At 65.6% G+C, this 13,826-nt stretch carries 14 protein-coding genes; 9 read left to right on the top strand and 5 right to left on the bottom strand.

Going from position 1 to position 13,826, the window contains the following annotated elements:
* Window positions 1-9: 9 nt before the first annotated feature.
* Together ACPUER_RS01510 and ACPUER_RS01505 are read right to left on the bottom strand one after the other, a co-directional pair.
* On the bottom strand, window positions 10-783 hold the full coding sequence (locus tag ACPUER_RS01510; protein ID WP_175960644.1) for a DUF3348 domain-containing protein: 774 nt from the start codon (window positions 781-783) through the stop codon (window positions 10-12).
* Window positions 784-1,110: 327 nt separating this feature from the next.
* Window positions 1,111-1,749 carry a LysE family translocator gene (locus ACPUER_RS01505; protein WP_072442127.1) on the bottom strand — a complete coding sequence of 213 codons (639 nt, stop codon included), beginning with the start codon at window positions 1,747-1,749 and terminating at the stop codon, window positions 1,111-1,113.
* Between the two features lie 152 nt (window positions 1,750-1,901).
* On the opposite strand from ACPUER_RS01505, the gene ACPUER_RS01500 reads away from it, so the two are divergent.
* Both ACPUER_RS01500 and ACPUER_RS01495 read left to right on the top strand, forming a co-directional pair.
* Entirely contained in the window at window positions 1,902-2,576 is a 675-nt protein-coding gene (locus ACPUER_RS01500; protein WP_425130171.1) for a hypothetical protein, read from the top strand.
* Window positions 2,577-2,811: 235 nt separating this feature from the next.
* On the top strand, window positions 2,812-4,191 hold the full coding sequence (locus ACPUER_RS01495) for an FAD-containing oxidoreductase (RefSeq protein WP_425130170.1): 1,380 nt from the start codon (window positions 2,812-2,814) through the stop codon (window positions 4,189-4,191).
* 83 nt (window positions 4,192-4,274) lie between these two features.
* Here the strand turns inward: ACPUER_RS01495 and ACPUER_RS01490 are convergent, their stop codons facing one another.
* Window positions 4,275-5,168: an SDR family oxidoreductase gene (locus ACPUER_RS01490; RefSeq protein ID WP_425130169.1), complete on the bottom strand. Its 894-nt coding sequence runs from the start codon at window positions 5,166-5,168 to the stop codon at window positions 4,275-4,277.
* Between the two features lie 95 nt (window positions 5,169-5,263).
* On the opposite strand from ACPUER_RS01490, the gene ACPUER_RS01485 reads away from it, so the two are divergent.
* The 5 genes from ACPUER_RS01485 to ACPUER_RS01465 all read left to right on the top strand — a co-directional run bounded on the left by ACPUER_RS01485 (window position 5,264) and on the right by ACPUER_RS01465 (window position 8,182).
* Complete coding sequence (locus ACPUER_RS01485) at window positions 5,264-6,163, top strand: helix-turn-helix transcriptional regulator (RefSeq protein WP_425130168.1); 900 nt, start codon at window positions 5,264-5,266, stop codon at window positions 6,161-6,163.
* Between the two features lie 85 nt (window positions 6,164-6,248).
* A complete protein-coding gene (locus tag ACPUER_RS01480) occupies window positions 6,249-6,629 on the top strand; it encodes a DUF2946 domain-containing protein (RefSeq protein ID WP_310131275.1) in 381 nt (126 codons plus the stop codon).
* A gap of 103 nt (window positions 6,630-6,732) precedes the next feature.
* A complete protein-coding gene (locus ACPUER_RS01475; RefSeq protein WP_175960649.1) occupies window positions 6,733-7,668 on the top strand; it encodes a hypothetical protein in 936 nt (311 codons plus the stop codon).
* A gap of 2 nt (window positions 7,669-7,670) precedes the next feature.
* Complete coding sequence (locus ACPUER_RS01470; protein ID WP_425130167.1) at window positions 7,671-8,045, top strand: copper resistance CopC family protein; 375 nt, start codon at window positions 7,671-7,673, stop codon at window positions 8,043-8,045.
* Complete coding sequence (locus ACPUER_RS01465; RefSeq protein WP_425130166.1) at window positions 8,045-8,182, top strand: hypothetical protein; 138 nt, start codon at window positions 8,045-8,047, stop codon at window positions 8,180-8,182. Before ACPUER_RS01470 ends, ACPUER_RS01465 begins: the two co-directional genes overlap by 1 nt.
* Window positions 8,183-8,638: 456 nt before the next feature.
* Here the strand turns inward: ACPUER_RS01465 and ACPUER_RS01460 are convergent, their stop codons facing one another.
* Both ACPUER_RS01460 and ACPUER_RS01455 read right to left on the bottom strand, forming a co-directional pair.
* Window positions 8,639-10,900, bottom strand: a complete 2,262-nt coding sequence (locus ACPUER_RS01460) for an EAL domain-containing protein (protein WP_425130165.1) — start codon at window positions 10,898-10,900, stop codon at window positions 8,639-8,641.
* Between the two features lie 880 nt (window positions 10,901-11,780).
* Complete coding sequence (locus ACPUER_RS01455) at window positions 11,781-12,143, bottom strand: winged helix-turn-helix transcriptional regulator (RefSeq protein WP_279610703.1); 363 nt, start codon at window positions 12,141-12,143, stop codon at window positions 11,781-11,783.
* Between the two features lie 89 nt (window positions 12,144-12,232).
* On the opposite strand from ACPUER_RS01455, the gene ACPUER_RS01450 reads away from it, so the two are divergent.
* Both ACPUER_RS01450 and ACPUER_RS01445 read left to right on the top strand, forming a co-directional pair.
* Window positions 12,233-12,559 carry a nuclear transport factor 2 family protein gene (locus ACPUER_RS01450; protein WP_425130164.1) on the top strand — a complete coding sequence of 109 codons (327 nt, stop codon included), beginning with the start codon at window positions 12,233-12,235 and terminating at the stop codon, window positions 12,557-12,559.
* Window positions 12,559-13,338 carry an SDR family oxidoreductase gene (locus ACPUER_RS01445; RefSeq protein ID WP_425130163.1) on the top strand — a complete coding sequence of 260 codons (780 nt, stop codon included), beginning with the start codon at window positions 12,559-12,561 and terminating at the stop codon, window positions 13,336-13,338. The genes ACPUER_RS01450 and ACPUER_RS01445 overlap by 1 nt, the downstream gene beginning before the upstream one ends.
* The last annotated feature ends 488 nt before the right edge of the window (window positions 13,339-13,826 follow it).

The raw sequence follows: 13,826 nt of genomic DNA, 5'->3' as shown, positions 1-13,826 counted from the left end.
GCGTGTTGATTAGCAGGTGCGAAGGGCCGCGAGCAGCCCGTCTACCGTTTGAAACCGGACTTCGAGTTCGGCGAGCAGGATGCTCTGCATTTCGTCTCGAAACGTGTCGAGCCATGCGCCGGGCACGATCGCCGCGACGGCCGTGCCGTCGGCAACCGCGCCGTCATCGGCCGCTTCGGCCGGGTCGGCTGCAGCAGCGGATTCGGCATCGGCCAGCGCCTGCCGTTCCGCGTCGCGCAGCCGCCCGAAGCGCGTGCCGAGCAGCGCGGGCACGGCCGACAGCAGGCTGCGCTCGCGCACGCCGAGCACGCGCTCCATGATCGTGTCGAGCGTCGCGAGCCGCGCCATCCCGGGCGAGCGCGCGGCGAGCGCGACCCGCAGGCGGCCGCGCAACTGGCCGATCGCCGTTTCCATCTCCTGCTGCAGGGACAGATAACGCTGGCGGAAGTCCGCGAAATCGGCCGTGTCGGCGGCCGGCGGCGGCATGTCGCCGGGCCGGCGCCGCGTACGCGGACGGTTGGTGGCCGTGATCGCCTGCGCGAGATCGTGGCGCACGCGCGCGCAGTCGCGCTCCGCGTCGTAGCCGCGCACGCCTGCCGCGACGCCGGGCGGGCTCGTGCTCAACGCGGACGACAGCGTGATCGCGTCGGTCCAGCCGAGCCACTGGCTCAGCCGGTCGGACAGCGTCTGCCGGGATTCCGCGACGTCGGCATCGGCCAGGCGCGCGAGCAGCCGGACGAGGGTCGGACCGCTCAATGCCGGGCGCGGAGGAGCTTGCACCATGCTGCAAACCGTCAAAAAAGGCAGCAGTTTACACGTCGTCGGGAGGTCGACCGTCAGAATCGGGGAAGCGGCGCCGGCCGGCGCACCGGGCGACACACGCTGACGCCCGTCGCGCAAGGCTCCGCGGGCGATGGCGGGTAGCGGGGACCACCGTCGTCGGCGGCTCGGCGAGCCGCTGGGATCGGGGCACCGGGCGCATCGCCCGGTGTGTCATGAGGAAGAAGAACGCGTTTCCGGAAGCGTGCCGCGCGGTTCGAGCAGTTCGCGCCGGCGGCCGACCATGGGAATGGCCGGCCGCCATGCGATGCAGAGCGGGGACGGAAGCCGTCAGATCCCCGCTTTCGGTGCATTCAGGATCAGCCGCAGCCCGAGCAGCGTGATCGCGCCGGCCGCGATGCGGTCGACCCACTTCTTCGCGCGCAGGTAGAGCTCGCGCGGCCGGCGCGTGGAAAAGCACAGCGCGACGATCGTGTACCAGCCGAATTCGACGCCGAACACGAGCGGCGGCAGCGCGAGGTAGCACCACAGCGGCGGATGCTGCGGGAGCAGCGCCGCGAAGATGCTGCCGTACCAGATCGCCGTCTTCGGGTTGCTGAGCTGGGTCGTGAGGCCCGTCCAGAACGACTTGCGCGCGCTGCCGCCGGCCACAGCCTGCGGATCGTCCATCGCGATCGGCCGGTCGGCGCCGCGCCAGATCTTCGACGCCATGTAGATCAGGTACGCGCCGCCCGCGATCTTCAGGCCCACATACAGCCATTCGACGGCCTGCAGCAGCGTATAGAGCCCGGCCAGCGCGACGCCGCCGAACACGATGCCGCCCATGCCCATGCCGAGCGCGGTGGCGAGCCCGTCGCGGCGCGACAGTCCGATCGAATTGCGGGCAACCAGCACGAAGCTCGGGCCCGGAATCATCGCGCCTAGCCACAGCGCGGCCAGGATGGCGAGTACGGCAGCCGATGCGGTCATCGAAGTCTCCTTGGTCAGCGACGCCGATGCGCCGGCGCCTGCGTGTCGTTTCCGACGGTCGAGCTGCCGATTCTGGCACGCTTCGCGCGTGACCGAAAGCGGCCGCGCGCTGCTATGCTGGCCCTCTTTCCCGTCATCCCGCGCCGACGCCCATGATCGAGATCCGTGCCGCCCGTTATCCCGACGATGCCCGTGTCGCCCTTCGCCTTCAATCCAGTGCCGGACACCGGGTTTTCCGGGCGGGATCCGCGATCGGCACGACAACACGCCGGGCCCTCGTCCCGCTGCTCGCCGCACTCTCGTTCAACGCATGGGCCGGCGACCTGCCGAAGTCGATCGCCACGCAACTGCCGCCCGGCTACCAGCCGTTCATCGCACAAGCCGGCCCGGACCTCGACAACGGGCGGCACAGCTTTCTGGTCGTCGTGCATCGCGCGGTCGATACGCGCGAGCAGCCGTCGCCGCGCCCGCTGCTGATCTACGAGGAACAGCCCGACCACGCGTTCCGGCTCGCCGCGCGCAACGACCAGGTCGTCCTGCGCGCGAACGAAGGCGGCCAGTGCGATCCGTTCGATCCCGAAGACGCCGCCGACAACGGCCTGTCGGTGAAAGGCCGCTATTTCACCGTGCAGAACTTTGTCGCGTGCGGACAGCACTGGAGCGACTACGTGACGTTCCGCTACGACTCGCGCACGCACGGCTGGGTATTTTCGAACCGGATCGTCACCGAATCGTTTCCGCTCGACGACAAGCCCGACCACGTCACCGTCACGCGCGCCGACTCGCACCGGCCGATCACGTTCGGTCAATGGAAGCGCAAGGACTGAAACTGAAGCGACCGGCGCAACGCGCTGCGACCGGTTGCGCCGCGCGCCGGCCGCCTCGTACCCGCACCGGCGCGTGGCCTGTCTGTCGCGCTCCTTGCGTCGCCCGCTCTTCCGGTTCTCGCGAGCGCACGCCAACAGGACTACCATAAGCGCTCGCCGTCGCGCGACCGTGCGCCGCCGCCGCATGCGGCTCGCCCGCACGCCTTCCCTCGTTGCACCCACGCAGGAGGACGTCATGACGCAACACTTCGATGCAATCGTCATCGGCACCGGGCAAGCCGGCCCGCCGCTCGCCGCGCGGCTGTCCGCCGCCGGGATGAAAGTCGCGATCGTCGAACGCGGCCGCTTCGGCGGCACCTGCGTGAACACCGGCTGCATTCCGACCAAGACGCTGATCGCGAGCGCATACGCCGCGCAACTCGCGCGGCGCGCCGCCGAATACGGCGTGTCGGTCGGCGGCGCCGTCACCGTCGACATGAAAGCCGTGAAGGCGCGCAAGGACCAGATCTCCGGCCGCTCGAACCATGGCGTCGAACAATGGGTGCGCGGCCTCTCGAACACGACCGTGTTTCAGGGTCATGCCCGATTCGAGCGCGCCGACGCGGTGCGCGTGGGCGACGAACTGCTCGAAGCGGAACGCATCTTCATCAACGTCGGCGGACGCGCGCAGGTGCCGGCGATGCCGGGCCTCGACTCGGTGCCATACCTCACCAACTCGACGATGATGGACGTCGACTTCCTGCCCGAGCATCTCGTGATCGTCGGCGGCAGCTACGTCGGGCTCGAATTCGGCCAGATGTACCGCCGCTTCGGGTCGAAGGTCACGATCGTCGAGAAGGGCTCGCGCCTGATCCGCCGCGAGGACGACGACGTGTCTCAAGCCGTGCGCGAGATCCTCGAAAACGAAGGCATCGACGTGCAGCTCGACGCGAACTGCCTGAGCGCGCGGCGCGACGGCGACGGCATCGCGGTCGGCCTCGACTGCGCGGGCGGCAGCCGCGAGGTCGAGGGCTCGCACCTGCTGCTCGCGGTCGGCCGCGTGCCGAACACCGACGATCTCGGGCTCGATCGCGCGGGTGTCGCGACCGACGCGCGCGGCTATATCGACGTCGACGAGCAGTTGCGCACGAACGTGCCCGGCATCTGGGCGCTCGGCGATTGCAACGGGCGCGGCGCGTTCACGCACACGGCGTACAACGACTACGAGATCGTCGCGGCCAACCTGCTCGACGGCGATCCGCGCAAGGTGTCCGACCGCATCGCGGCTTACGCGATGTATATCGATCCGCCGCTCGGCCGCGTCGGCATGACGCTCGCGGAAGCGAAGCAGACGGGCCGCAGGCTGCTCGTCGGCACGCGCCCGATGACGCGCGTCGGCCGCGCGGTCGAAAAAGGCGAAAGCCAGGGTTTCATGAAAGTGATCGTCGACGCGGACAGCCACGCGATCCTCGGCGCGTCGATCCTCGGCGTGACGGGCGACGAGGTCGTGCACGAGATGCTCGACGTGATGGCCGCGGGCGCGCCGTATACGACGATCAGCCGCGCGATGCACATCCACCCGACCGTGTCGGAACTCGTGCCGACGCTGCTGCAGGATCTGCATCCGGTCGAATGACGCGCGACCGGCGGCCGGCGGTGGGCGGCCGGCGGCGGACAGCCTCCGCGAATCGCCCGCCCACAACGGCGCGCGTCGCCCGCTCAGCTTTCGAAATACCGCGGCCGGTCGATATCGGCAAGCAGCCCCGGCTGCGTCGGCGCCCAGTCGAGCGATGCACGCGTACGCTCGCTGGTTGCGGGCGCATCCATCCCCGCGAACATCGCAAACCAGCCGAAGTGCTCGCCCGCTTCCGCCGCCGATTTCGCGACGACCGGCACGTTCAGCCGCCGGCCGATCACCGCCGCGATGTCGCGGAACGGCACCCCCGTATCGTCGACCGCGTGATAACGCGCGCCGGCCGCGCCGCGTTCGATCGCGAGCCGATAAACGCGTGCCGCGTCGAGCCGGTGCACGGCAGGCCAGCGATTGCCGCCATCGCCGAGATAGGCCGATGCGCCCTTCTCTCTCGCGATCGCGATCAGGCGCGGCACGAACGCGTGATCGCCGTCGCCGTGCACGGACGGCGGCAAGCGCACGACCGACGCATGCACGCCGCGCGCTTCGAGCGCGGCCGCAGTGGCTTCTGACATACGCGGATAGGTCGGCGACGCCGGCACGTGCGGATCGTCCTCGGTCGCCGCGCGGCCGGGCGCGACGAGCGCGAGGCCCGACGTGACGACGAGCGGTCGCGCCGAGCCCGCGAGCACCGCACCGATTGTCTCGATCGCACGTCGGTCGAGTTCGCAGTTCTGCGCGAAGCGCGAGAAGTCGTGATTGAATCCCGTGTGGATCACCGCATCGGCGACATCGGCACCGCGCGTCAGGCTGTCGAGATCCTCCAGCGACCCGCGATGGACATCGGCGCCTGCGGCCGCAACCGACGCGGCGGCCGCATCGGATCGTGCAAGCCCGAGCACCGAATGGCCGGCGGCAACGAGTTCGGCAACGACGGCGGAGCCGACGAATCCCGATGCTCCAGTGACAAAGACACGCATGTTCAGCACCTCCGGATGGAATGGAGGATTACTATCTGTCGACGGCCGCTCGCGGTGAAGACGTGACGGTTTACCGGTAAACGAACTAACAGGCTATGGCAGACGCACCCGACAACCTGCTCGGCGCGTACCTTCGGGATCGCCGCGAGAAACTCGACCCGGCCGCGCTCGGCCTGCCGGTCGCGCGCCGCCGCACACCGGGCCTGCGGCGCGAGGAAGTCGCGCAGCGCGCGCACGTGAGCGCCGCGTGGTACACGTGGCTCGAACAGGGGCGTGGCGGTGCGCCGTCGGTCGACGTGCTGGACCGGCTCGCGAATGCGCTGCTGCTGAACGACGCCGAACGCGAGCACCTGTTCCTGATCGGCGTCGGCCATCCGCCCGAAGTGCGCTACCACGCGACCGACAGCGTGACGCCGCGCCTGCAGCACGTGCTCGATTCGCTCGAAGCGAGCCCCGCGATCGTGCGTTCGGCGACATGGGACGTCGTTGCATGGAACGACGCGGCGGCCGCGACGCTGACCGACTATGCAACGCTGCCGCCGGAGCGGCGCAACATCCTGCGGCTGATCTTCGTCGACCAGCGCGTGCGCGATGCGCAGTCGAACTGGCAACAGGTCGCGCGGTTCGCGGTGGGTGCGTTTCGCGCCGATGTCGCGCGCGGCGGCGCGACACAAACCGTGCAGGCCTTCGTCGACGAGATGCGCGCGACGAGTGCCGAGTTCGACGCACTGTGGCGCGACCACGATATCCGCGCGCATGAAGAAGGCACCAAGGAGATCCGCCATCCGGCCGTCGGGCGGATCGCGCTCGAATACTCGGCGTTCGCGGTAAACGGCCGGCCCGACCTGACGCTCGTGATTTTCACGCCGGAGACGGCCACCGATCGCGCGCGCATCCGGACGCTGGTCGCGGCGCGCGAAAAAGCCGGCATGAAAAGGCAGACGCCGGGGACTAGTCCGAACAGGCGCGAAGCACCTCCCGATGCCCACACATAAGTAGGGAACTTCCCCATCTGGACCGTCCGGCAGCTATGCCATACTCCGCGCAACGTGCCGACGAGTGTGCGATTCCACCAAAATCATGTCAGCCCTGTTTCGCAGGAGGATAGGCAGCATCCTGGGATTGCTTGCAATCCTGATGGCGACGCTCGCGCCAACGATATCGCAAAGCCTTTCGTCCGAGCGGCAGTTCGACGCTGTCTCCGGGGCGTTCTGTACCGCGCAGAACGGCGCGGACGTTGCGGGTCCCGACCACGCATCGTTGCCCGAGAAGGCGGGCCACTGGCAGGCATGCGCGTATTGCGGCCTGCTTGCCGACATGCCCGCGTTGCTGGGCGGGACCTCGGGATTCGTGCCGATGGATTGGCCGATTCTTCGCACGTCGGCACCAGCGTTCCAGACACCCCATAACGTTTTCCACTTCGCTGCGGCCCAGCCGCGTGCGCCCCCGGTTTCATCCTGATCGAGTCAGCCCCGCGGCGATGCAGGTGTCATTGCATCGCCAGTCCTCGCGCGTCTTTTGACAGGCTCGCGAGCACATCAGCGCCTCTTACACGGATCGAACCATGCGCACCATCATTCCTGCACGCGGCAGCATGCCGATGCTTGCCGCCCTCATTGCTCCGGCGACTATCGCCATCCCGCTTCTGTTTCCATCGCTCGCATCGGCGCACGCGATTGCCGGCAACCGGGTTTTCCCGGCGACGATGGCGGTCGACGACCCCGGTGTCGGCGACGAAGTCAATCTCGAATTCGGCCACGTCAAATCGCTGACCGACGATGGCGACGAGCAGAACACCAACACGACGTCGCTCGAGTGGGACAAACTGATCACGCCCAGTTTCGCGCTTTCGGTGGTGGCAACCTACGTCAACGTCAACGCGCCGAATGGCGGGTCGGCCCGCGGATTCGACAACTTCGCGATCGGTGCCAAATATCGCTTCTACGTCAACGAAAAACACGAGTTCATGGCCTCCGTTGGTGCGGTCGCGGAACTGGGCGGCACCGGAGCGAGGTCGATCGCCGATCCGCACTCGGCGATCACGCCGACGCTATACGTCGGCAAGGGATTCGGCGATTTGCCGGATAGCCTGAAGTATCTGAAGCCGCTCGCGATCACCGGGACCATCGGTCCGCGCCTGACGATGAACAGCGCCGACCCGAATTCGTTGAGCTGGGGCGTCACCGTGCAATACAGCCTGCCGTATCTGCAGAATTTCGTGCAGGACGTGGGGCTCAAGGCACCGCTCAGCAACCTGATCCCGGTCGTCGAGTTCCCGATGAGCACCTGTACAGGCGGCCCCTGTTCGGGACATACGACCGGCAGCATCAATCCCGGCCTGCTCTGGCTCAACCGATGGGGCCAGTTTGGCGCCGAAGCGGTCATTCCTGTCAACCATGCAAGCGGAAAGGGCGTTGGCGTCCTGTTTCAGGCACACCTGTTTCTGGACGACGTGATGCCCCACTCGCTTGGCAAGCCATTTTTCGGCAAAGGGGAATAGCCATGCCGACACTCAAGCGACTTCGTCACGGCTTGCGCGCAGCAGCCATCGCTACAGGTATCTTGATCGCGTCGATGGCATGCGCCCATGTGTTTCCGCAAAATCAGTCACCGTCGGCGGGAGCCGAAGTAGCGGCGCCTGCACGCGTGGCGATCGCGTTCGACGGGCCGCTCGAACCCGCGTTCAGTTCGCTGAACGTCAGCAATTCGAATGGTAAACAAGTGAATACTGCAAAGGCCGAAGTCGATTCGAACGACAGGAAGTCGATACATGTCGCGCTGCCAACGTTGCCGCCCGACACATACACGGTGCATTGGGTCGCAGTCGCGTCGGACGGACATCGCACACACGGCGACTATTCGTTCAAGGTGAAGTAATGGACCTGGCGGTAAACGACCGGCCCGACCTGACGCTCGTGATTTTCACGCCGGAGACGACTGCCGATCGCGCGCGCATCCGGACGCTGGTCGCGGCGCGCGAACAAGCCGGCACGGAACGGGCGTCGGCCGCGTAACGATGCCCCCGCCACGCCCCATCGCAATCCGCACTTGCGGTGGCCGGTAGCGGCCGGCGGAAAACGGGAAGGGGGGGGGGGGCGCCCCCCCCCCCCCCCCCCCCTCCTTTTAGGCCCAACCCCCCCCCCACCAGCCAAAAAATAATCGCATACCTCCGGGGTCTCATTAAAAACCCCCAAACCCCCACCCCAAAGCCCCAGTGGGGGGGGCGGGTGGGGGCCGGGGAAAACGGGGAGGGGGCGCCGCCAACCACCGCGCGCCGCCCCTTCTTCGTTTCCGGCAATCGCGACGTCGATGCAGGAAATTCTTCGCGGATTGCCTCGGGTATCGCTTGACGACCCGAATCGGCCGAACCAGCCAGTCGGCTCCGGAACCATCGATGCGCTATGCGTGTCGGTTTTCGGTTTTCGTCAACGGGTACCCGTGCGGAACGTGCAGCCGCGACAATCGAACGCCTACCCTTCCGGACAAGGCGCCGCGCATGGCGCGATGTGGCCTTGGCGCAGGAGTTCGCTGGCGCGAGCGGCCCCCACCGCTTCGCTGAAACGGAAGCCTTGCGCACTCGTCGCCCGATTCGTCGCAGCCAGAAGCGCACGCTGTTGCTCGGTCTCCACACCTTGGGCAATGACGCCGATCCCGATACTGTGCGCAAAGGTGACGATGGCACGTATCGTCGCCGCACTCTCGGGATCGCTGGTAGACCGGTGGATGAGGGATCGCGCGATCTTGAGATGGTTCACGCGATAAGCCTTGACATACTCAAATGACGCGTAATTGCTACCGAAATCGTCAATGGCAAGCTTCGCGCCGAGCGCATGCAGCTGCGGGAGTATGTCGCTTTGTGCCCACGACAGCCTGGCCAGAGTCGCCTCGGTCACGTCGAATTCCAGATCGGAGGGAGCGAGGCGCCACTTCGCGGCCGCTTCAGCGACATCGCGCACGAACGTTTGAGCACTCCAGAGCTCGAACAGAGACAGATTGATCGCGATCATCAGCGGGGCCACCCCCTCGTCGCGCCACGCTCTCATTTGCCGGCACGCCTGATCCAGCACCCAGCGCCCAAGCGCTGCCATGGTGCCGTCCCTCTCGGCGATCGGAATGAACACACCGGGAGCAATGAGGCCCCGCGTCGGGTGATGCCAGCGAACCAGCCCTTCCATTCCGAGAATGTTTCCGGAGGACAACTCGACCTCGGGTTGGTACTGGAGTTCCAGCTCGCCGCGATCCATCGCGCCTCTCAAGTCGTCGGCGAGTGCGACACGTTCGCGTACTTCCTGGTCGAGTTCGTCAGAATGAAAGCGGTACCGGTTGCCGCCCTGATGCTTCGCGCGTTGGAGCGCCAAATCGGTCTGCATCAGCATGGCGTCTGCTCCACTGTCGCCCGGGACGTACGCACGGATGCCGATGCTCGCCGTAATCCGCACATCGTTGCCATCAAGCAGATAGGGAGCCGCCAGCGCCGCCTGGAGCTTCGCAGCCAGTGCCCCGGCGTCCACCGGCTCGACCATCTCGCCCTGCAGCACGGCAAACGCATCGCCGCCCATCCGGGCAACCAGGTCGCTTTCCTGAGCGCAATTCCCGAGCCGCTCCGCCACCTCCCGAAGCAACCGGTCGCCGATCGGATAACCCAGTCTGTCGTTGACCAGCCTGAAGCGGTCGAGCGCGACAAACAAGATCGCAAACGGCATGGTGCCATGTCGGGCTGCGGCGAAAGCCTGGCGCACCCGCGCGAGGAAGCCGGCCCGATTCGCCAATCCCGTGAGCGCATCGGTGTGAGCGAGCCGCGCGATCTTTTCCTCCGCTGCCTTGCGCTCGGCAATGTCGATGATGATCCCTTCGACTTCGATTAGCCGTCCATCCTTGTCGCGGACCGGAACATAGCGATTCTCGACACAACGGTAAGCGCCGTCGCCAGTGCGCAAGCGGAACTCGATCGAGACCCCTTCGGTGTCCTTGTCCAATACTCGCGCCAGTGCCGCATCGACTTTGGCCTGGTCGTCCGGGGCGACAAGCTCGTTGGCCCAGACTGGCGAAGCGAGCAAGGCAGCGCGGTCGTGGCCGAACCTGGCGATGTCATGCGATATGTAGATGAGCGGAAACGACGGCACGCCGCGCAGACGGTAAAGGATGACCGGACTGTTCTGGACGATGATGTTGGCTTCGGCAAGCGCATCGATTCTTTCCTCGACGACCTCTTCCAGGTCGCCCGTCTTGAAGGCCGCCTCTTTCGTCATCTGCCACTTCGTGGTCAGCACGCTGGCCGTCTGACGGACCTCGATGTTGTTCAATGGCTTCTTGAGAATGAGCAGCCGGTCGTCTGCGCCCAGGCGCCTGGCCAGGGTGCCCCAAGGGGGATCGGAATGCGGGCTGCACAGGGCAAACTGCAGCTTCGGATCCACTTGCCAGAGTCGCTCGATGGTCTGAAAGCAGTCCCAACCGTGCAGCATGTGCGTGTCGACAAAGGCCATCGCATAGGGTTTGTTCTCCGCCAGCGCACGCACGACCCGCTCCAGCGCTTCCCGGCCCTGATAGGCGGAATCGATCTGAAACGCCGCGCGACCGGCTGGAACCTCGCCGAACAACGGCGCCTGGGTTGCGGCCAGCGCAGTTTCGCCGTCCAGTGGGCGAGCGAGAATCTTGCGGAAATTCTGGTGCGCCGCAACGTTGTCGTTGATCACGAGGACGCGACGATTGACCGGATCGCTCTGCGCGCTCACGCAGGACCCTTGACGGTGCCAGTGGTGGATCCAGGGCAACGATCCCGCCTTTGCAGGCGTCGTCGCACCGTGTCTGCCGGAGCGCACGCCCCTGGGCAGCCAGTGCGGTTCCATGTAAGCCCCGGCGTGAGGCCCAGACCGTGCCTCCCCCTGTCCGTGGTGAAGCCTAGATTGAAAACGCATGCCAGGTTCTCCCCGCAATCCCGCCAACGGTTGCCGCTGAATCGAACCGATCTCGAGTTGCGCCGACAAAAAGCGCCCGAGCACGTATAGGGACGCATCGATCCCGCCCAGCGCGATCGCATTCGCATCGAACCGATCGGCGGCGTGGGGTCGGTCGAAGCCTCCACGGTGACGGGTCGGGCCGCAGATACACGATTGCTTAGGACAGTTGGACGATTCCGGCCGCTCCACGCTTGCAGCAACTTTGGTTCAATGCGTCAACGTCGACTCACCGCGGTACCCTGTATGTCGGGCCGCGTATGTGTTGGGTCAAACTCAGCCCCAAAGATTGGCCCAATTTCGTCAGACGATCGAAGTATAGTCGCGCGCATCGATCTGACAAACTTCAGTGACCGGGAATCTCATTCGCGCTTGACGGCGAATCGAGGGTCGGACGCGGCATGGTCGGACAAGATTTACCACCGTCCGCTCCGGGAGCGACATGAGACGACCGCGGATAACGCGTCGGCCCTTATCTCGTCGGCCATTACGGAAAGTGGCGGATCGCTGACGCGGTCCGACCATACCGCGACCCGGCGGTGTGACCCCGAACACGTTGGGAGAGCACCCCAAACCGATGCAGACGCGTCCGTTGACTTGGCAGGCACCTCGTCGACGACCCACAGAATTCGAATTCAGGAAAACAGGTCAGTCAGCCTTAGACACGCACGCTCGACGCAGCCGATGGAAAATCTTCACGGCGCTCCGCCCATTTCAGGATCGCGTCCAGTGCCGGGCACAGCGCCTGCCCCCAATCGGTCAGGCGGTAATCCACCTTCGGCGGCACCTGGTGATAGACCGTGCGCGTCACGATGCCGTCCTCTTCGAGGCGGCGCAGCTGCTGGGCAAGCATCTTTTGCGTGATGCCTGGGATCAGCCTCTCGAGGTCCGAAAAGCGTCGCACCTGACCACCAAAAAGGTGAAACAGGATGACCAGCTTCCAGCGTCCTTCCAGCAGCTTGAATGCGGCTTCGACGTCGATCGCAGCGGTCGTGGGAGTGTAGGCTTTTCGGTTGGGCACGGCTTACTTACTTTTTAGTGCGTTCTTGCGATGTGGTAACTATAGCGCCATCATTGGGACACACAAGCGTGACGTTCAGGAAAAGTCCGATGAACATGACCCTGCCCCCGCCACTGGATGTCTATCTGAACGCGGAAGCGACCAGTGACACCGCTCCTCTCGCGAACTGCTTCGCTGCCGATGCCGTCGTGCGCGACGAGGGCCGCACTATCGAGGGGCTCGAAGCCATCCAGGCCTGGAAGAAGGACGCCAAAGCCAGGTACCAATACAACGTCGAGCCGTTGGACGTGTCCCAGGATGGCGCCGCCGTGACGATGCGCGCCAGACTCACCGGCGCCTTCCCCGGTAGCCCGGTCGAGCTGACCTACACGTTTGTTCTGGCCGGCGGCAAGATCGTGTCTCTGGAGATTCACTGATGAGCGCCGCACTCGAACTTCAGGGCCTGCGAGCGCTTGTCACAGGCGGGACCAAAGGAGTCGGTAAAGCCGTTGTCGCGCACCTTTGCGAGGCCGGCGCGAATGTCCTTGCGACGGCACGTTCGCGTCCCGATGACCTTTCCGAAGAAAGGTTCATCGGTGCGGACATCACGACGGCCGAGGGCTGTAAAACCATTGTCGACGCCGTGCTCGAACGGCTCGGCGGCGTCGATATCATCGTGCACGTGGCGGGTGGCTCATCTGCGCCGGCGGGTGGCTTCAGGGTGCTCGACGACGACGAATGGAACAAGGCATTGAGCCTGAACCTGTTCCCGGCAGTGCGCATCGATCGCGCGCTGCTACCCTCGATGGTCGAGCAACGCTCGGGCGTCATCATCCACGTCACGTCAATCCAGCGGCAATTGCCGTTGCCGGAAGCCACGATTGCCTATGCCGCCGCCAAGGCTGCCCTGTCGAACTACAGCAAAGCCTTGTCCAAGGAAGTCGGTCCGAAAGGCGTTCGGGTCGTACGTGTCTCCCCGGGCTGGGTCGCAACGGATGCCGCCGAGAATCTCGTCGCCAGAATTGCCAAGCGGAACGGCATCGATACGGACGGCGCCCGGAAAGTCATCATGGATTCGCTCGGCGGCATTCCTCTTGGCCGGCCATGCTCTCCCCGGGAAGTGGCAGAACTCATCGGTTTCCTTGTCTCGGCACGCGCCAGCGCCATCACCGGCACCGAGTACGTCATCGACGGCGGAACCGTTCCGACTGCGTGATCTGAGCCGCTTGTCGGTGGACGTCGACGTGCTTGGCGTACGCGAAGCGCGTTTCGCAGGTAGCTGTTCGCGGTTCCCGTTCAGGCGCTGATGTGCCCGCCCAACGAACCTCTGCTTTTCTGCAGCACGGCCACCCGTGATCGGCCGGGCATTATTCACCGGCGGCGTCGCACCTGGACGTCAGGTCACACAGCAGGTCACGCTTCGTCGGCCATTCGCGATGCCCTGGAATGGCGGACGGCAAGCTCAGAGCGCGATCAGCGAGCGTCTCATGTCGAGTCGGGAGCGGTGAGCCCCGCCAACGTTGTGTATGAGCGGTCCAATACACATTGATCACCACAACGACCCGGCGAAAAAAGCAGCCCGACCGCGATACCGGTTTCCCACGACAAGCAAATGCCACGCAAGACGCAAGTGCGTGTAGATTAGAACGTCGCTGCGACCCGCCACCGTGTCTTCCAATCGGTCGCCATCCGAGTCAGTCCTGA

Origin of the sequence: Burkholderia sp. DN3021 (assembly GCF_049805555.1) — a bacterium.
Classification (GTDB): domain Bacteria; phylum Pseudomonadota; class Gammaproteobacteria; order Burkholderiales; family Burkholderiaceae; genus Burkholderia; species Burkholderia pyrrocinia_C.
This window is presented reverse-complemented; position numbering and strand designations above follow the sequence as displayed.

What these genes read in the sequence shown, in the direction of transcription:
- ACPUER_RS01510 (WP_175960644.1), bottom strand. Translation starts at nt 783, where the DNA reads ATGGTGCAAGCTCCTCCGCGCCCGGCATTGAGCGGTCCGACCCTCGTC.
- ACPUER_RS01505 (WP_072442127.1), bottom strand. Translation starts at nt 1,749, where the DNA reads ATGACCGCATCGGCTGCCGTACTCGCCATCCTGGCCGCGCTGTGGCTA.
- ACPUER_RS01500 (WP_425130171.1), top strand. Translation starts at nt 1,902, where the DNA reads ATGATCGAGATCCGTGCCGCCCGTTATCCCGACGATGCCCGTGTCGCC.
- ACPUER_RS01495 (WP_425130170.1), top strand. Translation starts at nt 2,812, where the DNA reads ATGACGCAACACTTCGATGCAATCGTCATCGGCACCGGGCAAGCCGGC.
- ACPUER_RS01490 (WP_425130169.1), bottom strand. Translation starts at nt 5,168, where the DNA reads ATGCGTGTCTTTGTCACTGGAGCATCGGGATTCGTCGGCTCCGCCGTC.
- ACPUER_RS01485 (WP_425130168.1), top strand. Translation starts at nt 5,264, where the DNA reads ATGGCAGACGCACCCGACAACCTGCTCGGCGCGTACCTTCGGGATCGC.
- ACPUER_RS01480 (WP_310131275.1), top strand. Translation starts at nt 6,249, where the DNA reads ATGTCAGCCCTGTTTCGCAGGAGGATAGGCAGCATCCTGGGATTGCTT.
- ACPUER_RS01475 (WP_175960649.1), top strand. Translation starts at nt 6,733, where the DNA reads ATGCGCACCATCATTCCTGCACGCGGCAGCATGCCGATGCTTGCCGCC.
- ACPUER_RS01470 (WP_425130167.1), top strand. Translation starts at nt 7,671, where the DNA reads ATGCCGACACTCAAGCGACTTCGTCACGGCTTGCGCGCAGCAGCCATC.
- ACPUER_RS01465 (WP_425130166.1), top strand. Translation starts at nt 8,045, where the DNA reads ATGGACCTGGCGGTAAACGACCGGCCCGACCTGACGCTCGTGATTTTC.
- ACPUER_RS01450 (WP_425130164.1), top strand. Translation starts at nt 12,233, where the DNA reads ATGAACATGACCCTGCCCCCGCCACTGGATGTCTATCTGAACGCGGAA.
- ACPUER_RS01445 (WP_425130163.1), top strand. Translation starts at nt 12,559, where the DNA reads ATGAGCGCCGCACTCGAACTTCAGGGCCTGCGAGCGCTTGTCACAGGC.